The organism is Nocardiopsis oceani (assembly GCF_054777395.1).
The window spans coordinates 81,767-106,477 of record NZ_BAAHAR010000021.1 but is presented as its reverse complement, the minus strand read 5'-3'; the positions used below and the strand labels follow the sequence as shown (position 1 = coordinate 106,477).

General features: G+C 70.7%; 26 protein-coding genes and 4 pseudogenes. 15 read left to right on the top strand and 15 right to left on the bottom strand.

What is annotated here, in order from left to right:
• Window positions 1-8: 8 nt before the first annotated feature.
• Genes ACYVDG_RS14270 through ACYVDG_RS14260 form a run of 3 tightly spaced genes read right to left on the bottom strand, consistent with a single transcriptional unit; the run spans window position 9 to window position 1,416 of the window.
• A complete protein-coding gene (locus ACYVDG_RS14270; RefSeq protein ID WP_358508418.1) occupies window positions 9-143 on the bottom strand; it encodes a hypothetical protein in 135 nt (44 codons plus the stop codon).
• Entirely contained in the window at window positions 140-763 is a 624-nt protein-coding gene (locus tag ACYVDG_RS14265) for a methyltransferase family protein (protein ID WP_358508416.1), read from the bottom strand. Before ACYVDG_RS14265 ends, ACYVDG_RS14270 begins: the two co-directional genes overlap by 4 nt.
• A 32-nt stretch (window positions 764-795) precedes the next feature.
• Entirely contained in the window at window positions 796-1,416 is a 621-nt protein-coding gene (locus tag ACYVDG_RS14260; protein ID WP_358508414.1) for a class I SAM-dependent methyltransferase, read from the bottom strand.
• 43 nt (window positions 1,417-1,459) lie between these two features.
• On the opposite strand from ACYVDG_RS14260, the gene ACYVDG_RS14255 reads away from it, so the two are divergent.
• From ACYVDG_RS14255 to ACYVDG_RS14225, 7 genes and pseudogenes are all read left to right on the top strand, one after another.
• The gene (locus ACYVDG_RS14255; protein WP_358508412.1) at window positions 1,460-1,852 is read left to right on the top strand and encodes an ArsR/SmtB family transcription factor; all 393 of its coding nucleotides are present in this window, start codon (window positions 1,460-1,462) and stop codon (window positions 1,850-1,852) included.
• Entirely contained in the window at window positions 1,845-3,812 is a 1,968-nt protein-coding gene (locus tag ACYVDG_RS14250; protein ID WP_358508410.1) for a heavy metal translocating P-type ATPase, read from the top strand. The genes ACYVDG_RS14255 and ACYVDG_RS14250 overlap by 8 nt, the downstream gene beginning before the upstream one ends.
• Window positions 3,809-4,324: a signal peptidase II gene (gene lspA, locus ACYVDG_RS14245; RefSeq protein WP_358508408.1), complete on the top strand. Its 516-nt coding sequence runs from the start codon at window positions 3,809-3,811 to the stop codon at window positions 4,322-4,324. Before ACYVDG_RS14250 ends, lspA begins: the two co-directional genes overlap by 4 nt.
• On the top strand, window positions 4,315-4,905 hold the full coding sequence (locus ACYVDG_RS14240; RefSeq protein ID WP_358508406.1) for a cadmium resistance transporter: 591 nt from the start codon (window positions 4,315-4,317) through the stop codon (window positions 4,903-4,905). Before lspA ends, ACYVDG_RS14240 begins: the two co-directional genes overlap by 10 nt.
• 142 nt (window positions 4,906-5,047) lie before the next feature.
• Window positions 5,048-8,071 (top strand): Tn3 family transposase, encoded by a 3,024-nt coding sequence (locus tag ACYVDG_RS14235; protein WP_358508404.1) that lies wholly within the window; start codon window positions 5,048-5,050, stop codon window positions 8,069-8,071.
• A gap of 179 nt (window positions 8,072-8,250) precedes the next feature.
• Window positions 8,251-8,445 (top strand): annotated as a pseudogene (locus tag ACYVDG_RS14230) (DUF4158 domain-containing protein); the annotation flags it as partial.
• Between the two features lie 146 nt (window positions 8,446-8,591).
• Complete coding sequence (locus ACYVDG_RS14225) at window positions 8,592-11,549, top strand: Tn3 family transposase (RefSeq protein WP_358508400.1); 2,958 nt, start codon at window positions 8,592-8,594, stop codon at window positions 11,547-11,549.
• Between the two features lie 107 nt (window positions 11,550-11,656).
• Here ACYVDG_RS14225 and ACYVDG_RS14220 read toward each other — a convergent pair.
• The 4 genes and pseudogenes from ACYVDG_RS14220 to ACYVDG_RS14205 all read right to left on the bottom strand — a co-directional run.
• Window positions 11,657-12,050: pseudogene (locus ACYVDG_RS14220) on the bottom strand (GNAT family N-acetyltransferase); the annotation flags it as partial.
• A 101-nt stretch (window positions 12,051-12,151) separates the two neighbouring features.
• Window positions 12,152-13,222, bottom strand: coding sequence for an ArsO family NAD(P)H-dependent flavin-containing monooxygenase (locus tag ACYVDG_RS14215; RefSeq protein WP_358508398.1), 1,071 nt, complete (start codon window positions 13,220-13,222; stop codon window positions 12,152-12,154).
• Between the two features lie 90 nt (window positions 13,223-13,312).
• Complete coding sequence (gene arsB / locus ACYVDG_RS14210; RefSeq protein ID WP_358508396.1) at window positions 13,313-14,392, bottom strand: ACR3 family arsenite efflux transporter; 1,080 nt, start codon at window positions 14,390-14,392, stop codon at window positions 13,313-13,315.
• Window positions 14,392-14,703 (bottom strand): ArsR/SmtB family transcription factor, encoded by a 312-nt coding sequence (locus ACYVDG_RS14205; RefSeq protein WP_248772465.1) that lies wholly within the window; start codon window positions 14,701-14,703, stop codon window positions 14,392-14,394. Before ACYVDG_RS14205 ends, arsB begins: the two co-directional genes overlap by 1 nt.
• 75 nt (window positions 14,704-14,778) lie before the next feature.
• On the opposite strand from ACYVDG_RS14205, the gene ACYVDG_RS14200 reads away from it, so the two are divergent.
• From ACYVDG_RS14200 to ACYVDG_RS14190, 3 genes are all read left to right on the top strand, one after another.
• On the top strand, window positions 14,779-15,432 hold the full coding sequence (locus ACYVDG_RS14200) for an arsenate reductase ArsC (protein WP_248772466.1): 654 nt from the start codon (window positions 14,779-14,781) through the stop codon (window positions 15,430-15,432).
• Window positions 15,433-15,443: 11 nt separating this feature from the next.
• Window positions 15,444-15,863 (top strand): arsenate reductase ArsC, encoded by a 420-nt coding sequence (locus ACYVDG_RS14195; RefSeq protein ID WP_248772467.1) that lies wholly within the window; start codon window positions 15,444-15,446, stop codon window positions 15,861-15,863.
• Between the two features lie 103 nt (window positions 15,864-15,966).
• Window positions 15,967-16,170 carry a DUF2180 family protein gene (locus ACYVDG_RS14190; protein WP_358508393.1) on the top strand — a complete coding sequence of 68 codons (204 nt, stop codon included), beginning with the start codon at window positions 15,967-15,969 and terminating at the stop codon, window positions 16,168-16,170.
• A gap of 18 nt (window positions 16,171-16,188) precedes the next feature.
• Here the strand turns inward: ACYVDG_RS14190 and ACYVDG_RS14185 are convergent, their stop codons facing one another.
• Window positions 16,189-17,235, bottom strand: coding sequence for a tyrosine-type recombinase/integrase (locus tag ACYVDG_RS14185; RefSeq protein ID WP_358508391.1), 1,047 nt, complete (start codon window positions 17,233-17,235; stop codon window positions 16,189-16,191).
• A gap of 128 nt (window positions 17,236-17,363) precedes the next feature.
• Here ACYVDG_RS14185 and ACYVDG_RS14180 point away from each other — a divergent pair.
• Window positions 17,364-17,705, top strand: a pseudogene (locus ACYVDG_RS14180) (recombinase family protein); the annotation flags it as partial.
• Between the two features lie 15 nt (window positions 17,706-17,720).
• Window positions 17,721-17,924: a helix-turn-helix domain-containing protein gene (locus tag ACYVDG_RS14175; protein ID WP_358508440.1), complete on the top strand. Its 204-nt coding sequence runs from the start codon at window positions 17,721-17,723 to the stop codon at window positions 17,922-17,924.
• 69 nt (window positions 17,925-17,993) lie between these two features.
• Here ACYVDG_RS14175 and ACYVDG_RS14170 read toward each other — a convergent pair whose 3' ends face one another.
• Window positions 17,994-18,296 carry a hypothetical protein gene (locus tag ACYVDG_RS14170; protein WP_358508389.1) on the bottom strand — a complete coding sequence of 101 codons (303 nt, stop codon included), beginning with the start codon at window positions 18,294-18,296 and terminating at the stop codon, window positions 17,994-17,996.
• Window positions 18,297-18,316: 20 nt separating this feature from the next.
• Window positions 18,317-18,700, bottom strand: a complete 384-nt coding sequence (locus ACYVDG_RS14165; RefSeq protein WP_358508387.1) for an ArsR/SmtB family transcription factor — start codon at window positions 18,698-18,700, stop codon at window positions 18,317-18,319.
• A 116-nt stretch (window positions 18,701-18,816) separates the two neighbouring features.
• Here ACYVDG_RS14165 and merA point away from each other — a divergent pair, with 116 nt between their 5' ends.
• Entirely contained in the window at window positions 18,817-20,256 is a 1,440-nt protein-coding gene (gene merA, locus ACYVDG_RS14160) for a mercury(II) reductase (protein ID WP_358508385.1), read from the top strand.
• A 27-nt stretch (window positions 20,257-20,283) separates the two neighbouring features.
• Window positions 20,284-20,931 carry an organomercurial lyase MerB gene (merB, locus tag ACYVDG_RS14155; protein ID WP_358508384.1) on the top strand — a complete coding sequence of 216 codons (648 nt, stop codon included), beginning with the start codon at window positions 20,284-20,286 and terminating at the stop codon, window positions 20,929-20,931.
• 37 nt (window positions 20,932-20,968) lie between these two features.
• Here the strand turns inward: merB and ACYVDG_RS14150 are convergent.
• Window positions 20,969-21,736: pseudogene (locus ACYVDG_RS14150) on the bottom strand (Tn3 family transposase); the annotation flags it as partial.
• Window positions 21,737-21,789: 53 nt separating this feature from the next.
• Between ACYVDG_RS14150 and ACYVDG_RS14145 the strand changes: the two are divergent.
• Window positions 21,790-22,272: a hypothetical protein gene (locus tag ACYVDG_RS14145; RefSeq protein WP_358508380.1), complete on the top strand. Its 483-nt coding sequence runs from the start codon at window positions 21,790-21,792 to the stop codon at window positions 22,270-22,272.
• 104 nt (window positions 22,273-22,376) lie between these two features.
• On the opposite strand, the gene ACYVDG_RS14140 is transcribed toward ACYVDG_RS14145, so the two are convergent.
• The 4 genes from ACYVDG_RS14140 to ACYVDG_RS14125 all read right to left on the bottom strand — a co-directional run bounded on the left by ACYVDG_RS14140 (window position 22,377) and on the right by ACYVDG_RS14125 (window position 24,692).
• Window positions 22,377-22,643, bottom strand: a complete 267-nt coding sequence (locus ACYVDG_RS14140) for a hypothetical protein (RefSeq protein ID WP_358508378.1) — start codon at window positions 22,641-22,643, stop codon at window positions 22,377-22,379.
• 71 nt (window positions 22,644-22,714) lie between these two features.
• The gene (locus ACYVDG_RS14135) at window positions 22,715-23,089 is read right to left on the bottom strand and encodes a DUF2784 domain-containing protein (protein ID WP_460751248.1); all 375 of its coding nucleotides are present in this window, start codon (window positions 23,087-23,089) and stop codon (window positions 22,715-22,717) included.
• A 68-nt stretch (window positions 23,090-23,157) separates the two neighbouring features.
• Complete coding sequence (locus ACYVDG_RS14130; protein ID WP_460751244.1) at window positions 23,158-23,631, bottom strand: Clp protease N-terminal domain-containing protein; 474 nt, start codon at window positions 23,629-23,631, stop codon at window positions 23,158-23,160.
• A gap of 56 nt (window positions 23,632-23,687) precedes the next feature.
• The gene (locus ACYVDG_RS14125) at window positions 23,688-24,692 is read right to left on the bottom strand and encodes a helix-turn-helix transcriptional regulator (protein ID WP_460751241.1); all 1,005 of its coding nucleotides are present in this window, start codon (window positions 24,690-24,692) and stop codon (window positions 23,688-23,690) included.
• Between the last annotated feature and the right edge of the window lie 19 nt (window positions 24,693-24,711).

Below are 24,711 nucleotides of genomic sequence, written 5' to 3'. Positions count from 1 at the left end.
TGCGCGTTCTAGGACAGCAGGAGGGTACCGACGACCACCAGGGTCGCGACGCTGATGGTGGGGATGACGGTCAGCGCGATACGGCCGACGCGCTCCTCCTCTGGTGTGGGCTCCTGATCGCTGGGGGCGCAGCAGCCGCTCACCGGGATCCCTTCGTGGTGCCGTGGTCGGTGAGACGGCCGATTCCGGGCAGGAAACGGCCGACGCGCGCGGCATAACCGGTGTAGGTGGTGCCGTGGGTGCGCAGAAGGTAGGGCTCCTCGATGGCGCGGACCTGCACCTGCACGGCGGCGGTGAAGACCGCCAGGGCCACCATCGACAGCACCGAGGACACGGCGAGCACCTGCCCGGCCAGCAGCACGCCCATGCCGGTGAAGACCGGGTTGCGCACGAGCGCGAAGACGCCGCGGGTGACCAGCTCGGTGCGCTCGTCCTCGTCCACGCCGATGCGCCAGGAGGCCCCCATCGCGGCCTGGGAGACGAGCACCAAGACCAGGCCGAACAGCATCAGGACCAACCCGGAGACTCCCACACTCGGCGGCGGGGCGGCCGTGGCCAGGTCGAACATCCCGGTCGCCGGTGCGGCCAGCCCTAGGACGAGCGCGCCGACGAAGAGCACACTTCCCCACCAGGGGGCGGTGAAGGCGGTGGTGTCCGGGCGGCGGAACCCGGTGTCACCGGTGCGCCGCCACGCGGCCAGGGCGCGCACACCGAAGGCCAGGGCCAGGCCAAGTAGGTAGAGGGTGAGAGCGGCCAGTGCCACGGGGGTCTCCGTTCAGGTGGGGTGGATGGGGTTCAGGTGCGGGTGGCGACGCCCAGGAGGTAGTCGCCGCCGATGCGGGTGCGCCAGTTCTCGCCGATGTGCAGGCCGTGGCGGGGCAGTTCGGCGAGGAACTCGCCCGCGCTGAACCGGTCGGCGCTGGGGTGGTCGAACAGCACCTGGTAGGTGGGGCGGGCCAGGGCGGTGGCGGTGACCTCGTCGAAGAAGAACCGGCCGCCGGGTGTGAGGACGCGGGCGACCTCGGCCAGGGCATCGCGCCAGTTGGGGATGTGGTGGATGATCGCGAAGTCGAACACCGCGTCGTAGGAGGCGTCCTTCCCGCCGCCGATGGGCCCGAAAGCGCTGGCCAGATCGGTGGCCGACCCTCGGGCCAGGTAGACGCGCTCGCCGTGGCGCTGAAGGCGGCGCCGTGCTCTGGCGAGCATCTTGGGGTCCAGGTCCACGGCGTCCACGGACGCGGCACCGAAGGTGTCCAGGATGAGCCCGGTGCCGTAGCCGGGCCCGCAGCCCAGTTCGGCGACGCGGGCCCCGGGGGTGCGTCCGCCCAGTTTGATGAGCAGGTTGGCCTCGTAGCGCTGGAGCAGTCGCCGGGGGCCGGAGTCGATCAGCGCCGACTCCACGCGGTTCATGAGCATGCCCACACCTTCCATAATCGCCGAAATGGGATATGATCGTTTCATGACGATGAATAGCACGGATGAGTGTCCGTCCACAACGAGTACGACCCTGAGCGCGGCCGAAGCCCTCTTCCACAGCCTCTCCGACGGCACACGGTTGGCCATCGTGCGCCGCCTGGCCCAAGGCGAGGCGCGGGTCGCCGACCTGGTGGCCCAACTGGGGCTGGCGCAGTCCACGGTCTCCAAGCACGTGGCGTGCCTGCGCGACTGCAACCTGGTCGACGGGCGCGCCGAGGGGCGGCAGGTGTTCTACTCCCTGACCCGCCCCGAACTACTGGACCTGCTGGCCTCGGCCGAGGTCCTGCTGGCCGCGACCGGCCGAGCGGTCGTGCTGTGCCCCACCTACGGAACCGACAACCAGACCACGACGATGACGGGGGTGCGCGGTGAGTGACGCCTGCGCATGCGACGGCGAAGAGTCCCGCACCGGCGAAGAAGCCGAAGAGCACGAGCCCGAGACGCTGTGGCAGGTGAGCGAGATCCGCTTCGCCGCCGTGGCCGCCCTGCTCCTGGGCGCCGGGTACGCCTCGGGCTGGGCCGGCGCCCCCGACCTGGTGGGACTGGTGCTCAAGACCGTTGCGCTTGCGGTGGCCGCCTGGACGTTCGTTCCCGGCACCGTGCGCCGCCTGGCCCAGGGCAAGATCGGCGTGGGCACCCTGATGACCATCGCCGCCATCGGCGCCGTGCTCCTGGGCGAGGTGGGCGAGGCCGCGATGCTGGCCGTGCTCTACACCATCGCCGAAGGCCTGGAGGAGTACTCCGTGGCCCGCACCCGGCGCGGCCTGCGCGCCCTGCTGGACCTGGTCCCCGACCAGGCCCGGGTGCTGCGCGACGGCGTGGAGCATACCGTGGACCCGGCCGACCTGGCCGTGGGCGACACCCTGGTGGTGCGCCCCGGGGAGCGCGTGGCCACCGACGGTGTCATCGCCTCCGGGCACACCAGCCTGGACACCTCCGCCATCACCGGCGAATCCGTCCCCGTCGAAGCGGCCCCCGGGGACGAGGTGTTCGCCGGTTCCATCAACGGCACCGGCGTGCTGGAGGTCACCGTGACCACCACCGCGGCCGACAACTCCCTGGCCCGCATCGTGTCCATCGTGGAGGCCGAGCAGTCCCGCAAGGGCGCCGGACAGCGCCTGGCGGACAAGATCGCCAAACCGCTGGTGCCCGGGGTGATGATCGCCGCCGTGCTCATCGCCGCCCTGGGGTCGCTGTTCGGTGACCCGCTGACCTGGATCGAACGGTCCCTGGTCGTGCTGGTGGCGGCCTCGCCGTGCGCACTGGCCATCTCCGTGCCCGTCACCGTCGTGGCCGCGATCGGTGCCGCCTCCAAGCACGGCACCCTGGTCAAGGGCGGAGCCGCCCTCGAAGCGATGGGGCGGGTCAGGACCGTTGCTTTGGACAAGACCGGTACCCTGACCCGCAACCGCCCCGCCGTCATCGAGACCGCTCCCGCCCCCGACCACACCACCGAGCAGGTGCTGGCGGTGGCCGCCGCGCTGGAGGAGCGCAGCGAACACCCCCTGGCCCGCGCCATCTTGGCCGCCGCCCCCGTACCGGAGCGCGCTGAGGGCGTGGAGGCCATCACCGGTGCCGGGCTCACCGGCACCCTGGGCGGGCGCACCGTGCGGCTGGGCCGCCCGGGCTGGATCGAGGTCGGCCCCCTGGCCCGGGACGTGGAGCGGATGCAGCACGCCGGGGCCACCGCCGTCCTGGTCGAGGACTCCGGCACCGTGATCGGCGCCATCGCGGTGCGCGACGAGTTGCGCCCCGAAGCAGGTGAGGTCGTGTCCTCCCTGCGCGGTGCAGGCTACCGGGTGGTGATGCTCACCGGCGACAACCCGGCCACCGCCGCCGCCCTGGCCGCCCAGGCCGGTATCGACCCCGGCGACGTGCACGCCGACCTGCGCCCCGAGGACAAGTCCCGCCTCGTGGGCGAGCTCCGCACGCATGGTCCCGTGGCGATGGTGGGCGACGGGGTCAACGACGCACCCGCCCTGGCCACCGCCGACCTGGGCATCGCCATGGGGGCGATGGGCACCGACGTGGCCATCGAGACGGCCGACGTCGCCTTGATGGGCGAGGACCTGCGCCACCTGCCCCAGGTCCTGGCGCACGCCCGCCGCTCCCGAGCGATCATGTGGCAGAGCGTGGGACTGTCGCTGGCCATCATCACCGGCCTGATGCCCCTGGCGCTGTTCGGCGTCCTGGGTCTGGCCGCGGTCGTGCTGGTACACGAGGTGGCCGAGGTCGTGGTCATCGGCAACGGCATCCGCGCCGGACGCACCCGCAAGCTGGGGCTGGCCCCCGGCGCCATCGCCGCACCGCGCGAGCGCGCGGAGGCCCAGGCGTGAGGCCGACGACACCGGCCGCGGCCGGCACGCTCCCCCGGTGGGGCGTGCTGGCCGCCGCGTCCGCGCTCACCGCCACCGACCTGGCCCTGAAGGCCTTGGCCGAACAGAGGCTGACCGGCGAATCCGGCCCGCACCTCCTGGGACTGCTGGAGTTGCGCCTGGCCTACAATCCCGGCGTCGCCTTCAGCCTGGGGGCGACCCTGCCCGCCTGGATCATCGTGGCCCTCACCGGACTCATCACCGCCGCCGTGGCCGCCTACACCTGGCGCACCGCTTCCACCGCCCCGTTCCTGGGCCGCATCGGCCTGGCCGGGGTGTTGGGCGGGGCGCTGGCCAACCTCATCGACCGCGGACTGGACGGCGTGGTCACCGACTACCTGCACACCGGTTGGTGGCCCACCTTCAACCTCGCCGACACCTTCATCGTCGTCGGCGCGGTGCTCATCGTGCTCACCGCCGCCCGCCACGGCGCGCCGGAACCGTCCGGCAAGGACCCCGCCCCGTGGACCTGATCATCATCGCCCAGGCCGTCGGCCTGTTCACCGTCACCAACATCGACGACATCGTGGTGCTCGCGCTGTTCTTTGCCCAAGGCGCCGGGCAGCGCGGGACCACCGCGAAGATCGTAGCCGGGCAGTACCTGGGCTTCACAGCGATCCTGGCCGCCACGCTGGCCGCCACCTTCGGCGCGGGTTTCCTGCCCGAGGCGGTGCGCGCCTACTTCGGGCTGCTCCCCCTGTTTCTGGGCCTGCGAGCGGCCTGGAAGCTGTGGCGCGGCGATGACGACGATGACGCCCCCGGTAGCAACAACGGTCCGGCCCTGCTCACCGTCGCCACCGTCACCTTCGCCAACGGCGGCGACAACATCGGCGTCTACGTCCCCGTCTTCATCACCGCCGACCACACCGGCCTCGCCGTCTACACGGCGGTCTTCCTGCTCCTGGTCGGTGTGCTGTGCGCGGTCGGCAGGTTCCTGGCCACCCGCGCCCCCATCGCCCGCGCGCTCAGCCGCTGGGGCCACGTTCTGCTCCCCGCTGTCCTCATCGTCCTCGGCATCGTCATCCTCATCGAAGGCGGCGCCTTTGCACTGTAGGACCAGCCCACCGGGTTCCTCGCCGGTATCTGGGCGATCGCGCCGAATCGACCACCCGATGGGCTTGCCCCTGGGACGATCCCCGTGCCACCTCCGCCCACCGCCCCAGGGCAGTGGCCCCCTCCACGGAAAGCACCCCCTCATGCCGGTCAACTTCCTCACCACCGCCCAGCGCGAGCGCTACGGCCGCTTCAACACCGTTCCCGATGAGTCCCAACTGGGCGCCTTCTTCCACCTGGATGCCGACGCGCGCCGCCTAGCGATGAGCGCCTACGGTCCGCGCAACCAGCTCGGTCTGGCCCTGCAACTGACCACCGTGCGCTTTTTGGGCACGTTCCTGGACGACCCCACCCAGGTGCCCGCCGCCGTCGTCGACTTTGTCGCCGAACAACTCGGCCTGGCCGCCGACGACCTCAAGGGGTACGGGGAGAAGAAGGGCCGCTGGGACCACCAGAAGCTGATCCGCGAACGCTACGGCTACACCCTCTTCGACCCGCATCAGTGGCTGTCGCTGGGCATCTGGGCCTACCGGCGCTCCTGGTCGGGCAACGAGCGCCCCAGCGTGCTGTTCGACCTGGCCACCAACCGCCTGGTCGAGGCCAAGATCCTGCTGCCCGGCGTGAGCACCCTGGAACGGCTCATCGCTGGGGTGCGCGAGCGCGTGGCCCTGCGCCAGTTCAAGCTCCTGTCCGCCGCCCCCACCCCTGAACAGCGCACAACCCTTCAGGCCCTGGTCAACGTGGCCGAAGGCGGGCGCGTCTCCCAGCTGGACCGCTACCGAAAAAGCCCCACCGACATCAGCGGCAAGGGCGTCGTCAAAGCCCTGGACCGCTACGCCGCCATCCGCTCCCTGGGCGCCTCCGCCTGGGACCTGTCCTCGGTTCCCCCGGGACGGATCGTGGCCCTGGCGCGCTTCGCCAAGGCCGCCCGCGCCCAAGCTGTCGCCCAGCTCGCCAACGACCGCAAGATGGCGACCCTGGTCGCCTTCGCCGCCACCCTGGAACCCACCGCAGCCGACGAGGCCGTGGAGGTGTTCGACCTGCTCATCGGCGATCTGATCCGTACCGCCGCCCACCGCGCCAACCGGGCCCGTATGCGCTCCATCAAGGACCTGGACGCCGCCGCCCTGGTGCTGCGCGAGGCCTGGCTCAAGGTCGTCGACTCCTTCCACGACCCCGACAGCGACGTGCGAGCGATCGTGGCCTGCATGGACACCGCACGCGTGGACAACGCCGCCACCACCGTCGGCGACCTGGCCCGCGAGCCCGACGAGGACGCCCAAGCCGAACTGATGGAGCGCGCCGCCACCATCCGCCGCTTCCTGCCCAAGCTGCTGCGCACCCTGGACTTCGCCTGCGGCGAGAGCCCCGCCGGCGCCGACGTGATCGACGCCCTGGACTTCGTACGGACCCTGCCCCAACGCCGCACCCGCGTCGACCCAAAGATCGTGCCCACCACCTTCCTCACCCCCGCCTGGCGGCGCCGCGTCTTCCCCACCACCGGGCCCAACGCCGGTGAGTTCGACCCCGACGCCTACACCGTCGCCGCCGCCGAACGGCTGCGCGAGTCGCTGCGCCGCCACGAGGTGTTCGTGCCCGGCCTGGGCAAGTGGGGCGACCCCACCGCCGGGCTTCTGGCCGGACCCGCGTGGGAGGGCGCCCGGGACGGCCTGTGCCGCGACCTGGGCCTGTCACCCGCACCCGGGGTGGACCTTCACCGGTGGGCCGATCGGCTGGACGGCGCCTACCGCCAGCTCGCCGACGGCCTTGCGGCCAACCCCTCGGTGCGCATCGAGCAGCGCGAGGGCCGCGACCACCTCGTACTGTCCGCCCTGGATGCCCTGGACGAGCCCGCCTCACTGACCGCGCTGCGCGCCGATGTGGCCGCCCGCGTCCCCGTCGTGGACTTCCCCGAAGTGCTGCTGGAGGTCCACTCCTGGACCGGGTGCCTGGACCGGTTCACCCACGTGGGCGGCCAGACACCCTCCCGCAAAGAGGACATGATCACCTCCATCGCCGCCGTGCTGTGCGCCCAGGCCATGAACGTCGGCATGCGCCCGATGGTCTCCGAGGCCAGCCAGGCCCTGTCCCTGGACCGGCTGTTCTGGACCGAGCAGAACTACATCCGCGAGGCCACCCTCACCCCGGCCAACGCCGACCTGGTCGACTACCACTCACGTTTGGACATCGTGGCCGCCTGGGGCGGCGGCGAGCTGGCCTCCGCCGACGGGCTGCGCTTCATCGTCCCGGTCAAGACCATCAACGCCGGACCCAACACCAAGTACTTCGGCAAGGGCAAAGGTGCCCGCGGGGTGACCTACTACAACTTCACCTGCGACCAGTTCACCGGCTTCCACGGCATCGTCATCCCCGGCACCCCCAAGGACTGGTACTACATCCTCGAAGGGCTGCTGGAGCAGGAGACCTCGCTGCGCCCCACCGAGATCACCTCCGACACCGCCGGGGCCTCCGAGATCGCCTTCGGTATCTTCCGTCTCATGGGCTGGCAGTTCTCCCCCCGCCTGGCCGACGCCGGATCGGCGACGCTGTACCGCACCGACCCCGCGGCCGACTACGGCCCGCTCAACAACCTCACCCGCACCCGGATCAACACCGGCCTGATCACCGACTCCTGGGACGAGATGCTGAGAGTGGCCGCCTCCCTGCGCTCGGGGGCGGTCAAAGCCAGCGAACTGTTCCGCTACCTGGCCGGAGGCGGCACCCCCACCCCGATCGGCCGGGCCCTGATGGAACTGGGACGCCTGGACCGATCGATCTACCTGGCCTCCTACTTCGACGACGAACTCCTCAGACGCCGGGTCAACACCCAACTCAACCGCCAAGAATCCCGCCACACCCTGGCCCGCAAGATCTTCCACGGCCACAAGGGCGAGCTACGCCAGCGCTACCGCGAGGGCATGGAGGATCAGCTCGGCGCGCTCGGCTTCATGGTCAACGTCGTCATCTTGTGGAACACCGTCTACATCGGCCGCGCCATCGCCCAGATCCGCGCCGAGGGCACCCGCGTGCACGCCGCTGACATCGCCCGCCTCAGCCCCCTGGGCAGCGAGCACCTGAACTTGTTGGGCCGCTACAACTTCAACCTCGCGCCCGAGATCGGTGCCGGGCGGCTGCGCCCCCTGCGCGCACCCCGCCCCGGCCAGTAGGGGGGGCGGACAAGATAAGCCAGAAAGGGGCAACGGCCTGGCCAGCGACCTCACCCTCCGCTGAGACGTGACGTTCTGCGCCCTTTCGGTTGCGATTTGGTGAAGCGTCGGAGGTGTCCTCTTCGACCGCACTACCGTGTTCGACGTTCGATGACCCCCTGGCCGGAAGAGGACTACCGGTGACCTCGATCGAGCGCACGGCCTACCCGCAGTTCAAGAGGTTGACCTCTGCGCGGATGCTGCACGTGTCCTTCACTCCCAACGCCGACGAGATCGGGTGGGCGCGCGAGCGCACCAGCGCCCCCGAGGCGCTGTTCGCCGTGGTGCTCGCGCTGAAGTGCTACCAGAAGATGGCGCGTTTCCCCCGCTCGGGGTGTCGGTAAGGAGCGTGTCACCAAGTGCCAACTAACCCGCGAGTAACTTACGGGTTCGCCGGACAACCCGCCCCAAGGCCCCCGAAGATCGGGGATAGCCGGGCGCACCGCCCGGCCAAGGACACGCGCGGGCAGGAGACGGTCGGGTGGCACGGGACCTGGACCTGGACGAACTCTTGGACAGCTTCACCCTCGGAGCCGACGAGCTCACACAGCTGCGGAACAAGAGCGGGGCGAGTCGGCTCGGGTTCGCGCTGACCCTGCGCTTCCTGCTCTGGCGCGGCCGGTTCCCGCGCGGCCGCGGCGAGGTGCCCGACAACGCTATCGTCCACGTGGCCGGGCAGGTCAAGGTCGAGCCTTCCGAGATCGCCTTCTACGACTGGCAGGGCCGTTCGGCCAAGCGGAACCGCACCGAGATCCGCGACTTCACCGGCTTTGGTGAGTGCTCGGTCGCCGACGCCGAGAAGGTTACGCTGTGGCTGGCCGAGAACGTGTGCGACCAGGAGCGCGACCCCGACCGGGTGCGTCAGCGCCTGCTGGAGCACTGCCGTGAGGAGCTGATCGAGCCGCCGGAGAAGACCCGCGTCGAGCGGATCGTGCGCTCGGCTCTGAGCCGGGCCGAGGAAGCGATGATGGCCCGCGCGGCGGGCGGGGTGCCCGCCGAGGTCGTGGAGCGGATGCTCACGCTGATCGGGCAGGCCAGCGACGACCCCGGCGAGGAACCGGCGCCCGGGGAGGGACCCGAGGTGTATGCGCAGATCAAGGACGCCCCGGGCAACGTCAGCCTCAAGACGCTGATCGCGGAGAAGACGAAGCTGGAAGCGGTGCGGGCCGTGGGTGTGCCGCACCGGGCCTTCGCGCGGATCCCGGCCACGATGGTGGCCGCGTGGCGGGACCGGGCCGCGGCTGAGGCGCCCTCGCACCTGCGCGGCCACCCGCCCCTGGTCAAGGTGTCTCTGCTGGGGGCGCTGCTGTTCTCGCGCGAGCGGGAGGTCACCGACACCCTGGTCGACCTGGTGATCGCTACGGTGCATCGGATCAATGCCCGCGCGGAGAAGGTCGTGACCGAGGAGTTCGTCCGCGACCTCAAGCGGGTCTCGGGCAAGGAGGACATCCTCTTCCGTATCGCCGAGGCCTCCGTGGGCTCGCCGGAGTCGCTGGTGCGCGAGGTGGTCTACCCGGCCGCCGGCGGTGAGCAGACCCTGCAGGATTTGCTGGCCGAGTTCCGGTCCAAGGGCACTAGCTACCGCCAGCACAAGCAGCGCGTGTTCAAGTCCTCCTACTCCAACCACTACCGCGCCGGGCTGCTCCAGTTGTTGGACGTGCTGGAGTTTTGCTCCTCCAACGACGTGCACCGCCCGCTGGTCAAGGCCCTGGAGCTGATCTGCCGCTACCGGGAGGTGTCCAACAACCGCCCCTACTACGACGCCGGTGAGCACATCCCCGTCGACGGGGTCGTCCCCTTCGAGCTGCGCGAGCTGCTGCACCGCACCGACAAACGCGGCCGGGTGCGGGTGCTGCGCACCGTGTACGAGTGCGGGGTCTTCCAGGTCCTGCGCGAGCAGCTGCGCTGCAAGGAGATCTGGGTGGTGGGCGCCGACCGGTGGCGCAACCCGGATGAGGATCTGCCGGCCGACTTCGCCGACAAGCGCGTCGAGAACTACCGCAAGCTCAACCAGCCGTTGGACTCGGGCGAGTTCATCGCTCGCCTGCGTGGCGACATGGTCAGCGAGCTGGCTCACCTTAACGACGCGCTGCCCCGCCTGGGGTGGGTGGAGGTCGCCGAGCGCAAGGCGGGGGCGATCAGCCTCTCTCCGTTGGAGGCGCGCGCTGAGCCGCGCAACCTGCGCAGGTTGAAGAAGGCGGTGCGCGCCCAGTGGGGTGTGGTCCCTTTGCTGGACATGCTCAAGGAGACCGCGTTGCGCACCGGGATGCTGGATGCCTTCACCGGGGTCGGCGCCCGCGAGGTGATCACGACCGAGGAGCTGTGGGAGCGCCTGATCCTGGTGATCTATGCCTACGGCACCAACACCGGGCTGCGTCGGGCGGCCGCGGGCGAGCACGCCTACTCCGAGGACGACCTGCGCTACATCCGGCGCCGCTACTTCACCGTCGAGGGGGCCCGGGGCGCTGCCCGTGCCATCGCCAACGCCACCTTCGCGATCCGCTCCGAAGCGCTCTGGGGGCAGGGCTCGACCGCGGTCGGGTCGGACTCCACGCACGTCAAGGCCTTCGACCAGAACCTGTTCACCGAGTGGCACTCGCGGTACGGGGGTCGGGGTGTGCTCATCTACTGGCACATCGAGGAGCGGTCGATGGCGGTGCACTCCCAGCTGCTGTCGTGCTCGGCCTCGGAGGTGCACGCCATGGTGGAGGGGGCGATGCGGCACGGCACCTCGATGAACGTGGAGGCCAACTACGTCGACTCCCACGGTCAGTCCGAGATCGGGTTCGGCATCACCCGTCTGCTGGGGTTCAAGTTGTTGCCGCGCATCAAGCAGATCAACCGCGTCAAGCTCTACCGGCCCGACCGCGGCGACCTTCAGACCTACCCGAACCTGCGCCCGGCGATGACCCGGCCGATCCGCTGGGACCTGATCGCCCAGCAGTACGACCAGATGATCAAGTACGCCACCGCGATCCGGCTGGGCACCGCCTCCACCGAGGCGATCCTGCGCCGCTTCACCCGCAACGCCTCCCACCCCACCTACGCGGCGATGCTGGAGGTGGGCCGGGCGGAGAAGACCGCGTTCTGCGCGCGCTACCTGCGCGACCGCGATTTGCAGTACGAGGTGGGCTCGGGGCTGAACGTGGTGGAGAACTCCCACGGCATCCACGGCGAGATCCTCTACGGCAAGACCGGCGAGTTGTCCTCCAACCGGCGCGAGGAGCAGGAGCTGACCATGCTCGCCCTGCACATCCTCCAGGCGTGCCTGGTGTACGTGAACACGCTGATGCTCCAACAGGTGCTGGCCGAACCCGAGTGGGAGAACGCGCTGACGGCCCAGGACCGGCGCGGGCTCACACCGCTGTTCTCCTCGAACATGAACCCCTACGGCGACATCCGTCTGAACATGGGCAACCGCTTGGCCTTGGGCGGCTGATCCACCTCATGTGAGGGCGGCTCAGCGGGCTGTGGGCGATGGGGCACCGGAGTGGTTCCCCCGGTCGCCGCAGGGTGGGCGGGCGCCGATACCTTCATGTTTGTGGGCTAGGGGGCCGGTTGGGCTTGCGGGCGTCGACGTTCGACCAGGACGGTGTCGCGCCAGGTGCCGTGGTGGGTGGTGCAGGGCCAGGCTGGCGCGGTTCTCGGGGAAGACCGAGGTCTGGGCGACCCCGGCGTAGACCGCGCGAGACGAGACCGGTGAAGCGGCGGCCCAGCGGTGCGCGGGGAGCCACCTGTCCTTCCGGTCCTCGACGGCGGGCGCCTCGGTCTCGAAGGTGGTGTGGCCGGTGGCGATGCCCTGGGCGTAGATACCGCGAACCGCTTCCAGGGCCGCGTCGGTCAGGGTGCGGGTGGTGACGCCGGCGAGCAGGTCGGTGGGGCAGCACGGACGTGCGTTCAACATGCCCATGACCGCGTCGGCGGCGTGGGGCAGGCTGGAGTCCCTGGACTACGCCGAACCCACCGATGCGCCGGGGGTCTACCGCGCCACCGCGCGCGGTGCGCGCGCCCACCTCACCGCGCGCGGTGCGCGCGCCCACCTCACCGGGTTCGGGGCGGCGCCTCGGACTCCAGCTCCCGGGTGATCTGGGCGACGGTCGCCTTGGCGGTGCGCGCCGCACCGATGAGGGTGGCCGAGGCGGGCCCGGTCCAGTCCCCGTAGCCCAGCAGGTGCAGGCGCGGTTCGGCCACCGACCGGGTCCCCTGCACCGCGACCCGCCCCTGTGCGCCTACTAGGCCCAAGGGGTGAAGGTGGTCGAGCACCGGGCGAAATCCCGTGCACCACAGAACGGCGTCGCACTCCAGTGCGGTGCCGTCGGCCCAGGCCACGCCGGTGCGGGTGAGGCGGTCGAACATAGGCTCGGCTTTGAGGGCTGCGCGCTCGCGTGCCCGGCGAACGCTCGGCACGACCACGATGTCGCCCAGGTCCGCCACGCCCGCAACGGGTGAGTGCTGTGCCCGGGTGGCGATGGCGAACAGGGCCCGCCCGTCGACGTCCTCGGGCAGGAACCGGGGCGGCCGGGAGGTGACCCAGGTGGTCGTTGTGACCTCGGAGAGTTCGGCGAGGATCTGCGCGGCGGAGTTGCCCCCGCCCACGACCACCACCCGCTGCCCGGCGAACCGTTCGGGGCCGCGGTAGTCCACCGTGTGGAGCTGCTGGCCCTCGAAGGCGTCCCGGCCCGGGACGTGCGGGATGTGGGGGGCGCTCCAGGTGCCGGTGGCGCTGATCACCCGCCGGGCCAGCCAGGTACCGGCGTCCGTGCGCAGCCGCAGCCGGTCCTCGGCCCGCTCGACCTGCCCCACCCGGACCGGGCGGTGGACGGGCAGGTGGTAGCGGTGTTCGTACTCGGCCAGGTACCAGGCCACATGAGAGGCCGAAGGGTACTCCTGCCCCTGCTCCTCGGGCATCCACCACCCCGGGAGCATGCTGTGCGCGGCCGGGGAGAACAGGCGCAGCGAGTCCCAGTACCGGGGCCACGCACCTCCCGGACGGTCGCCGGCGTCCAGGATGACGAATTCGGCCTTGGCGCGGCGCAGGAAGTACCCGGCGGCCAGGCCCGCCTGGCCGCCGCCGATGACGGCGACGTCGACCAGGTGGTGTTCGGTGGACATGTTCCTCCCCTTCTCGTCTTGCCAGGCGGTCCACAGCCGCGGGGAGCGCAGGACCGCGTCTTAGCGCTCTGCGCTCCCGAACGCGATCGTCTACCGGCGTGCGGGGGCGAAGCGCTTGCGCCAGGCCAGGGAGACGTAGACCAGGGCGATGAGCACGGGCACCTCGATCAGCGGTCCGACCACTCCGGCCAGGGCCTGGCCGGAGGTGACGCCGAACGTGGCGATCGCCACCGCGATGGCCAGCTCGAAGTTGTTGCCCGCCGCGGTGAAGGCCAGCGTGGTGGTGCGGTCGTAATTCATCCCGATCGCCTTGCCGAAGGCGAAGCTGCCGAACCACAGGATCACGAAGTAGGCCAGCAGCGGCACGGCGATGCGCACCACGTCCAGGGGCTGGCTGGTGATCCTCTCCCCTTGCAGGGCGAAGAGCAGGACGATGGTGAACAGCAGCCCGTACAGCGCCCAGGGGCCGATCCGGGGCAGGAACGCCGACTCGTAGCGCTCCCGGCCCATCCTGCGCTCGCCGAGCGTGCGGGTGAGGAACCCGGCCACGAGCGGGATGCCGAGGAAGATGACCACGTTGAGGGCGATCAGCCAGGGGGAGACGTCCAGTCCGCCGGTGTCCAGGCCCAGCCACCCGGGCAGCAGGTCCAGGTAGAACCAGCCCAGGACACCGAAGACCAGGACCTGGAAGACGGAGTTCAGGGCCACCAGGACGGCGGCGGCCTCGCGGTGCCCGCAGGCCAGGTCGTTCCAGATGATGACCATGGCGATGCAGCGGGCCAGGCCGACGATGATCAGGCCGGTGCGGTACTCGGGCAGGTCGGCCAGGAAGATCCACGCCAGGGCGAACATCACGGCCGGGCCGACGACCCAGTTGATGACCAGGGAGGACACCAGCAGCCGGGTGTCGCGGGTGACGGTGTCCAGGCGGTCGTAGCGGACCTTGGCCAGCACCGGGTACATCATGATCAGCAGGCCCAGGGCGATGGGCAGCGAGATCCCGCCGACCTCCATCGCCGCCAAGGCCTCGTTCAGGCCGGGGACCACCCGGCCCAGGCCCAGGCCCACGGCCATGGCGAGCAGGATCCACACCGCCAGGAACCGGTCCAGGACCGAGAGCCCCGCGACCACGGAGGTGCCCGCGACGGTCGTGTTGTCGGTCGGGGCCATCAGCAGGGCCTCCTGTTCTGGTCGGCGCCGGTGGAGCGGGCCGTGGCGGCCAGCCCGGACAGCCCCTCGGACAGGGTCTCCAGCGCCTCGGGGCGGAGCCGGTAGTAGGTGAACCGGCCGCAGGGCTCGGTCTCGACCACCCCGGCCTCGCGCAGGATCCGCAGATGGTTGGACAGGTTGGTCTGCCGCGCCCCGGTCTCCTCCATGAGGTGGTTCGTGCACAGGGTCTCGCGGGCCAGCAGCGTCACGATCCGCATCCGCAGCGGATCCGCCAACGCCCTGATCAGATCAGTATTCTCTGATATCAGCATGGCCTGATACTATCTCATCATTCGATGCTGATGCGACGCGTCAGTGGCCTCTTCTCTCACAGAGGAACCCCGACTATGACCACACCCGAGCCCCGACCGCTCCTGCACGAGCGCGTCGACATGGGCGCCGCCCGGCTGGCCGCACGCCACCAGGGGCGCTTTTCCACCGAGACCGTGCAGGCGCTCATCGTCGACTCCTACCAGCGCCTGGCCGCCACGGCCCGGGTCAGCGCCCACCTGAACGTGCTGGCCGAACGCCTGGCAGCCGAGCGCCTGGGCGCCCTGGCCGCCGTTCAGCAGGCGCCCGGTTCCCGCCCCGTGCGGGTGCTGTTCGTGTGCACCCAGAACTCGGGGCGCTCCCAGATCGCCGCCGCGCTGCTCGCCCACCGCGCCCCCGGTCAGGTCACGGTCTCCTCCGCGGGCACCGACCCCGTCGCGCAGGTGGAACCGGACCTGGCCCGGGTGTTGGGCGAGGTGGGGGCCGACCTGGGTCCCGCCTACCCCAAGCCGTTGACGGAGGAGGTCGTCCAGGCGGCCGACGTCGTCATCACCCTGGGCTGCGGCGACGCCTGCCCCGTCGTCCCGGGCCGCCGCTACCTGGACTGGCCCACACCCGACCCGCACGGCGCACCCCTCGCGGAGCTGCGCCGCATCCGCGACGCCATCGACACCCGCATCCACGACCTGGTGGATGACCTCGCTCTGACGTCCGCCACCGAGACGAAGTAGAGGCCACGACCATGACCGACTCCACCACACCGTCCGTGCTGTTCGTGTGCGTGCACAACGCCGGCCGCTCCCAGATGGCCGCGGCCTGGCTCACCCACCTGTCCCAGGGACGCGTCGAGGTGCGCTCGGCGGGGTCCGCACCCGCCGAGACCCTCAACCCCGCCGTGGTCCAGGCCATGGCCGAGGTCGGCATCGACATCACCAGTGAGCACCCCAAACTCCTGGCCATCGACGCCGTCGAAGCCTCCGACGTGTGCATCACCATGGGCTGCGGCGACACCTGCCCCATCTTCCCCGGCAAGCGCTACCTCGACTGGGAACTGCCCGACCCCGCCGGACAGGGCGTGGAAGCAGTGCGCCCCATCCGCGACGAGATCAAGAAGCGGATCGAGGAACTGCTCGCGGAGATCGCACCCGACTCCAAGCCCTGACACGGCACCCGGGACCCGGCGCCCCGGGTGCAGCCTCTGGCCGCACCCGGGACCCGGACCAGCGCGACGGCTCCAGAGCTCGAACACCGACGACAGGGGAACCATGCAGTGCTACGACTGCGCCCACGAAGGCAAACAGCGCACGGCAGTGGGCATCTGCCAAGTCTGCGGAGCGGCCCTGTGCGTCGACCACGCCCATGAGACCGCCCACGTCCTGAGCCGCCCCGCCAGCCCCGGGGCAGTGGAACGCGCAGAACCCGCACGCCGTCTGCTGTGCGAACGGTGCCGCCAGGCCCAGAACAGCTGAACGCGCAACGGACCCCTCTCACCGATCGCTGGTGAGGGTGTCCAGAGCACGGGCCTTGTCCGCCTCGCTGGGCAGGGTGTAGCGGCGGGTGGTGTTGAGGTCGGTGTGGCCCATCAGCTCGGCGACCAGGACCACGTCCACCGGCGCGGAGGCGAGGTCGCTGCGGCCGCGCACGAGGTCGGTGCCGAAGGTGTGGCGCAGCACGTGCGGCCCGAAGGCTTCGCCGTCGTCGGCGGGGCCGATCCCCGCCGCGGCGCCCAGGGCGGTGACCACCGCGTTGGCGGCGCGGGTGGACAGCGCCCCGCCGTCGCGGTTGCGGATCAGCGGGCCAGCGGTGGGTCGGCCGAGCCCGTCCAAGAGCTCCTCCAGGGTGGTCCGGGCCTGGGCGTGCAGGGGCACGGTGCGGTCCTTGCCGCCGAACCGCCCCTTGCCGCGCACCCGCACGCTGCCCCGGCGTGCGGACAGGCGGATGTCGGCCGTGTCCAGGGCGACGATCTCGGCGATGCGCAGGCCCGTGTAGTAGGCCAGGTGGCAGATGGACCGGTCCCGCGGGGTGGCGTCGCGGGCCACGGTGCGCAGGAACCGCAACAGCGCGCGCTGGTCCAGGGCGCGGGGGGCGCTGGGGCGTGCCAGGTGTTCGCGCACCACCGCGGGGCGGCCGGAGCCGCGCAGGGCGAAGAACGCGTCCACGGCGGCCAGGCGGTTGTTGATGGTGGCCGCGCCCAGGTGGGTGCCCCGGCCGGTGCGGGTGTTCTTCAGGTGCCGGCGCCAGTCACGCACCGCCCAGTCCCGCGCGGCCGCATCGGTGAGGGGGTCGCCGTCCAGGGCACCGGCCTCCCTTGTCTCGGCCAGCCAGGTCAGGAAGGAGGCGGTGCTGCGCCGGTACTTGTCCCGGGTGGCCGGACCCAGGTCGGTGGCGACAGCCAATCGTTCGGTGAAGGCGGTGAGTTCGTGCGCGAGGTCGCCGGGAAGGTCGGGGGTGTGGCGGGGCCGCCCGGTCCGTGTGTTTCCAGAAGTCGAATCGGAGGGCTGCTGCGGGCCAGGGGTCGTGTTTCCAGAAGTCACCCCCGCAGTCTACTTCCGGAAACGTCAGTTTCCAGAAGTACGACATCCGGCGCGGCCCCAGCTAAGTTACTCGCGGGTTAGTTGGCACCTGATGACACGCTCCTTACCGACACCCCAAGCTCGACCGCCAGCTCCGCGCGCTCGAAGCCGCGGGGTGCGTCAAGGTGTTCGCCGACGTCAAGTCTGGGAAGAACGCCCAGCGCCCGGAGCTGAAAGCGTGCCTGGCCTACCTGCGCCCCGGCGACACCCTCGTCGTCCCCGCCCTGGACCGGCTCGCCCGCTCCCTCCAGGACCTCATCACCCTCGTGGGCGACCTGCGCCGCGCCGGGATCGGCTTCCGCTCCCTGCACGAAGCCCTGGACACCACCACTCCCGGCGGGCGCCTGGTCTTCCACGTCTTCGCCGCCCTGGCCGAGTTCATCCGCGAACTCATCGTCGAGGGCACCCACGAAGGACTCGACGCCGCCCGCGCGGCCGGAAAACGCCTGGGACGGCCCCCGGCCATGACCCCGGAGCAGATCCGCCACGCCCGCGACCTGCTGAGCCGCCCCGACAACTCCGTGGCCTCCATCGCCCGCCTGCTCGGCGTCTCCCGGTCGACGCTGTACAAGCACGTGCCGGAGCTGTCCGGCGGACGCCGCACCGAACTTACCGGTGTTGGGGACCAGCGGTACAGCGGTTGGCGCTAAGCACTTGATCACGGCTGTCAGCTGCGGGTTTCGGCTTGCGAGAGACCTCGTCACGCGGCAGGGCGGAGGTCAGCGGCGGTGATCCTTGGCGCGGTCTTCGGTGCGTGTCGGTGAACAGCAGGCGTCGCGGCCGGAGCGGCGGCAACGGGCAAGAGTGGTGACCGCGACCACCACCAGGACGACGACGGTGGCGGTGGCGATCACCCATGGGTTACCGAGGAAGCCACCGATTCCGGTGAGGGCGCCAGCTGCGACGAGGGCGGGTCCGGCGCAGCAGACGATCATCAGGACGGCGGCGCCGATCCCGGCCGCCACCGTGCCGGTGCCGGAGGTTTCCTTGTCGCGGTGCGAGGGCCGGTCTGCGATGGGCATGCCGGGATCGCTCCCTTCGGTCAGTCCTGGTTTTCGGGGATGCGGGTGCAGCAGGTCAGGGCGGCGGCGTTGTCCGCGGCCAGCGAGCGGGCGAGCACGATCAGGTCGGCGACGCGCGGGTCGCCGACCGAGTAGCGCAGCTTCTTGCCGTCGCGGCGGGCGGTGACGTAACCGCAGTCGGTGAGGCAGGACAGGTGCACGGACACGCGCGGCTGGGAGATGCCTGCATAGGCGACGCAGTCGGCGGAGGTGCGCTCGCCGCGAAGGGTGTACTCCAGCAGCTTCAGGCGGGTGGGGTCCGACAGTGCGCGGAAGAACTTCGCCACCGTGTCCAGATGGGTGCACGGCACCTCCTCGGCGGCGTCGCGGACCGGGGAAACCAGGGCCGTGGTGCGGGTGGGCATAGGGCCTCCACAACTGGAATTATTCGCCTATCCGCATAGTATGGCCTCAAGAGCTATTCGGCAAAGCGCATAGAACGGTTCCGATCACACGGGGCCGCAGGCGAGGAGGTGCTGCGGTGAGCGCAGCGGACCACGGTTACGACCTGGCGGTCATCGGTTCCGGCGGCGGGGCGTTCGCCGCCGCGATCGCCGCGCGGCGCAAAGGGCATTCGGTGGTGATGGTCGAGCGGGCCACCACCGGCGGCACGTGCGTGAACACCGGGTGCGTGCCGTCCAAGGCGCTGCTGGCCGCCGCCGAGGCCCGCCGCAGCGCGCTGGAGGGACAGCGTTTCCCCGGCATCCGCACCGAGGCCGGGCCGGTGGCATTCGACGTGCTGATCGAGGGCAAGGACACGCTGGTCCAGGAGATGCGGGCACAGAAGTACACGGACCTGGCCGCCGAGTACGGCTGGGATATCCTGCCCGGCACCGCCCGTTTCACCGGCGACCGGGACAACCCCGCCCTGGACGTCGCGCCGGCCGACGGCGGCGGTAGCCGCCGCATCGAGGCCGCGCACTACCTGATCGCCACCGGCTCCGCCCCGTGGGCGCCGCCCGTCGACGGGCTTCAGGAGGCCGGTTACCTGACCTCCACCACCGCCATGGATCTCGACGCACTGCCCGAAAGCCTGCTGGTCCTGGGTGCCGGGTACGTCGGTCTGGAGCAGGCCCAGCTGTTCGCCCGCCTGGGCACCAAGGTCACCGTGGTGGCCCGTAGCCGACTGACCTCCGGTGAGGAACCCGAGATCTCGGCCGCATTGGAGGACGTCTTCGCGGACGAGGGCATCACCGTCCACACCCACACGCGTCTGACCGCGGTGCGCCGGAAGGCCGACGGGGCCGTGGCCACCGCGCGCACCGGTGACGGCCGCGAGCTTCAACTGCGGGCCGCCGAGCTGCTGGTGGCCACCGGACGTCGTCCGGTCACCGACGGCCTGGACCTGGACGCGGTCGGAGTCGAAACCGGTGAGCGCGGTGAAGTCGTCGTCGACGAGCAGCTGCGTACGGCCAACCCGCGGATCTGGGCGGCCGGGGATGTCACCGGGCACCCGCAGTTCGTCTACGTCGCCTCCGCCCACGGCGCCCTGATCGCCGACAACGCCTTCGACGGTGCCGGGCGCACGGTGGACTACCACCACCTGCCGCGGGTCACCTTCACGACCCCCGCGATCGCTTCCGCCGGCCTGACCGACGCCGAAGCCATCGCCCAGGGCTACACGTGCGACTGCCGCGTCCTGCCACTGGAGTACGTGCCGCGCGCGCTGGTCAACCGCGACACCCGGGGCCTGATCAAGCTCGTCGCCGACGCCGCCACCGGCCGCCTGCTCGGCGCGCACGTCCTGGCCGACGGCGCCGGCGACGTCATCGCCACCGCCGTCTACGCCCTGGCCAACGAGATGACCGTGCAGCAGATGGCCGACCTGTGGTGCCCATATCTGACCATGGCCGAGGGCCTGAAGCTGGCCGCCCAGACCTACACCCGCGACGTCACCAAGCTCTCTTGCTGCGCCTCCTGACCTCTTCCCCCTGAAAGGCACGACACTATGGACGTCGATCCCGGCCAGCTCGCCAACCGGCTCACCCGGGCCTTCAGCGCCGCGAGCAGCGCACAGACCCGCCCGTGGTTGTGGCGCGCCCTGCTGAAACTCCTCAGCCAGGGCCGGCCCGTCACCACCGGCGACCTCGCCGACGCCACCGGCCGGAGCGAAGAAGAGATCCGCGAGGCACTGACCACGCTGCCGGACACCGAATACGACCCGGTCGGCCGCATCGTCGGCAGTGGCATCACCCTCAGCCCTACCCCGCACCGCTTCACCGTCGACGGACGCCAGCTGTACACCTGGTGCGCCCTGGACACCCTGATGTTCCCCACCGTCCTGGGCCGCCCCGCCCAGGTCACCTCCCCTTGCCACACCACCGGCACCCCCGTCCGGCTCACCGTGGAGGACGACCGGATCAGGGACCTTGAGCCGGCCACCGCGGTCGTTTCCCTCGTCATCCCCGACGACATGACGTCCGTGCGCTCGGCGTTCTGCAACCTGGTTCACTTCTTCGCCTCCGCCGGGGCCGCCGCTCCGTGGCTGGCCCAGCACCCCCAGGCCACCGCCGTGCGCGTGGAGCAGGCCCTCGCCGTCGGCCGCCCGCTCACCACCACGTTCCAGGACCCGGACCAGGCCGGGTGCTGCCGCTGACCCCCGCTTGCCGGACAGCCCGAGGACGACCACAGGCTCACTCCTGACCGTCGTCGTCCTCGTCCAGTTCGACCGCTTCCGGGTCGCGCAGCGGCCGCAGACCGCCGCCCGCCGGGGTGGAGGCGGTGAAGCTGTAGCGGCCCAGGACGTTGAGGTTCTTGTGCTTCAGAGGGGACAGCCGTGCCACGTCCTCGTCCCGGATCTCGTGGCCCTCGGCCCGCAGCTGGGCGACCGCTGCGTCGATGTACCGCGTGGTCCAGAGCACCACGGCGTTGAGGACCAGGCCGAGCGAGCCGAGCTGGTCCTCCATCCCGTCGCGGTACGCCTGGTGAATGGTGCCCTTCTTGCCGTGGCAGATGTCGCGGGCGAGCTTGTGGCGGGACTCCTGGACGGTGAGCTGCTTGTACATCTGCCGCCGGTAGGTGTCGTCGACCGGGTCGACGACGGCGAGCAGGTGCAGGGTCTTGGCGATCCGCCCGTACTCGGCGAACGCCTGCCCCAGCGGGGTGGGGTGGGCCTCGCGGCCGAACATCCGCAGCAGGTCGTAGGCCCGAACCTGGTTGGTGACCAGCGAGCCGGCCACCCGCAGCATGTCCGGCCAGGCCGTGAGGACCTTCTTCACATTGACCTTGTTGCGGGCCAGCGCCTCCAGCGGCCCGTACCCGCCCGCCGCCTCGGCGCCGGGCATCTGGGCCTTCCAGAACCGCTGGTCCTCCAGGTCCTTGAAGCGCGGGGAGAAGCGGTAGCCGAGCATCTTGAAGATGCCGAAGACCATGTCGGAGAAGGCGTGCTGCCCACCGGCCACCGGCTGATGATCAGCATCTGACACCCCCTCCCCCGAAGAAGGAGAACCCCCGCGTGTTCCACGAGACCGTCGCCGTTGACCCCCGCCACCTCGCCGCCCTGCTGGATACCCTTGCCCGCACCGACCCCACCCCGCCACCGCTCCCGGCCGCCCTCCAGGAACTGGCGGACGCCCTGCACGGCCAAGCCCCCGACGCGACCACCTGGCTCGTCCCGGCCGAGGCGCTGTGGACGGCCCTGTACTACGCCAACGCCTTGGACGTGTTCGGCCTGGACGAGTGCGACGCCGCCACCTACACCCACCCCGCCCTGCGGGCCGAGGACCACGTCCAGCGCCAGCTCCTGGCCCAGGCGCCGCGCACCGACGCCGCCATGGAGGCCGTGGCCGAGGCCGGCTGGTCCTGCTCCAGGCCCAGCGCGAGTTGCACGCCTGCTACCTCTACGAGAGCGCGAGCGGCGCTGCCTGACCTGCGAAACGACCTACCCGTGCCCGACCGGGCGCGAACTGGGCCTGGGAGAACAACCCTGACCACGTAGCTACTCACGGGTTACTTGTCCTGTTGCCGGACCTTCGGGAGTGCGGCCTGAAGATGCCCGTTGCCCCTTTCCGGCGTATCTTGTCCGCCCCCCAGTAGGGCCCCTCACTCCTGGGAACCCTCGCTTGCTGCGGCGAGGGTGCGCCGTACCTGCTCGTGGGAGACGGACGAGAACGCCGCGATACGGCGCAGTCCCCACCCCTCGGATCGGGCGTCGCCCATCGCCGCGGCCGTCGCCTGGTCAAGGGTCTGGTCCAAGACCGCTCGCAGCTCGGCGAGCTTGCGCAGCCGCACCGCCGGGGCCAAGTCCGCGAACTCCGCGCACACCCGCTCCACGTCGGCTCTGACGAAGTCCACCGCGTCACCGTCCATGCCGACAGGGTGGCGTGTCCCACTACGGGTGTCAACAGATGTGACAGCTGTCGGGACTCACCGTTCCGTTCCTACTCGGACCCCTTCTCCGACCGCTTCCGGTACATCTTCCAGGCGAGTACCCCGTAGCCGATCGCGACGATGCCCGCGATGACGAACCGCGACGTCATCAGGTGGTCCTCCGGGTAGAAGACGCCCGTGATGTGGTAGTCGATGAACCCGTACTCCATGATCTCCCGGCCGGTGTTGGCCCGCGACCAGTTCTCTATGTCGGTGAGGGGGCACGGCCAGCCGATGGTGACGATCCCGAGCGCGTAGGCGCCCACCGGAAGGTGCACCCAGAAAGTCCAGGCCCATTTCCAGGTCAGGAGCGCGCCGAAAACCACGTAGGCGTAGAAGAAGTAGTGGAGGACCATTGCGGTGTGGCCGATGAGGAGGTCTGTCATGGCAGCCAACCTAGAAGGAGAAGGTGTTCCCGCTCATCGGTGTTCCTACCCAGGTTGTGTGAGTACACCTACTCATGTCTCCCGTCGTGTGGGGGTTCACCCGTCAGTTTGGCGAGGATCTCCCTGTGGGCCTTGGCGGTGTCGACGTCCAGGCGGCGCAGGACTCGAGCGGCGACCCCGTCCCCGAGGTTCAGCAGCCCCAGGAGCAGGTGGCCGGTGTCGATCTCGGCGTGCCCGAGGCGGCGGGACTCCTCCAGGGCGTGGCCGAGCACCCGCTGTACCCGCGGGCTGAAGGGGATCTCGCCCTCGGGTACCTGGTGGCCCGGGGGGATGATGCGCACGAACTCCCGGCGCACCGCGTGCGGGGTGAGGCCGACCAGCGCCTGTTCCTCGTGGTCCTCCGCCTCGCGGACCAGACCGGCGAGCAGGTGCTCGCTGCCCAGGTAGCTGTGCCTGACGGCCTGGCACTCCTGCCCGGCGAGTTCCACCGCCCGTAGCGCACGGTCGGTGAGCGGGGGATCGTGCCGTGGTGTCTCAGTCACGAGGTGCCTTCCCTGGGTGGGGCGGGCCTCAACGCTTAGCACACGGGGCAGCGGTTCTACGGTCCTTCGGGTACTTGCCCGCCCGCTTGCTCCTGCGCTCCTGCCGGTTCCTGCCCGGCGCGGGTGAAGCGCTCACCCAGGCGGGCCATTGCCTCGCGCAGCTCGCGCGGTTCCTCGACCTCCATGTCCATGTCGAGCATCCCCAGGAAGCAGGCCATGTCGTTCATGTCCTCGCCCGCGCACATCAGCACACAGGAGTGCTCGTCGACCGCTTCGATCCGCCCCATGGTGGACGCGTAGGTACGCTCGGCCTCCTCCGCGGAGACGAACAGGCGAACCCGTGCCTGGTTCGACCACATGTGCAGGTTCAACCGCTGCGCCAGGTAGGCGGCCACCCCCTGTTCGGGAGGGTCGCGCGGGGGCACGCGCGGTCCCGTGGGGGTGCGGGGGCGCATGCGGTCCACCCGGAAGGTGCGCCAGTCCTCGCGGTCGGTGTCCCAGGCCACCAGGTACCAGCGCCGCCCCAGGGACACGAGCCGGTGCGGTTCCACGAGGCGGCGGGTGGCCACCCCCTCGTGGCTCTGGTAGTCGAAGCGCAGCCGCTCGCTGTCACGGCAGGTGGCGGCCACCAGTGTGAGGGTTTCGGAGTCCACGGTGGGCCCCTCGCCCGGCATCGGCACGGTGAAGGAGCCCAGGGCGTCCACCCGTCGGCGCAGCCGGGAGGGCAGCACCTGCAGGAGTTTGGCCAGGGCCCGCACCGAAGTCTCCTCGATCCCCGAAACCCCGCCCTGGGCCGCGGTCCGCAGACCCACCGCCACCGCGACGGCCTCGTCGTCGTCCAACAGCAGCGGAGGCAGGGCGGCACCGGCGCCCAGCTGGTAACCGCCGCCGCAACCCATCGTGGCCCGGATCGGATAGCCCAGTTCCCGGAGCCGGTCCACATCGCGCCGGACCGTGCGCGCGCTCACCTCCAGGTGCTCGGCGAGGTCCACGCCGGGCCAGTCCTTGCGGGTCTGGAGGAGGGACAAAAGCTGGAGCAGCCGGGCCGACGTCGACTTCATGTCCCGATTCTGCCAGTCA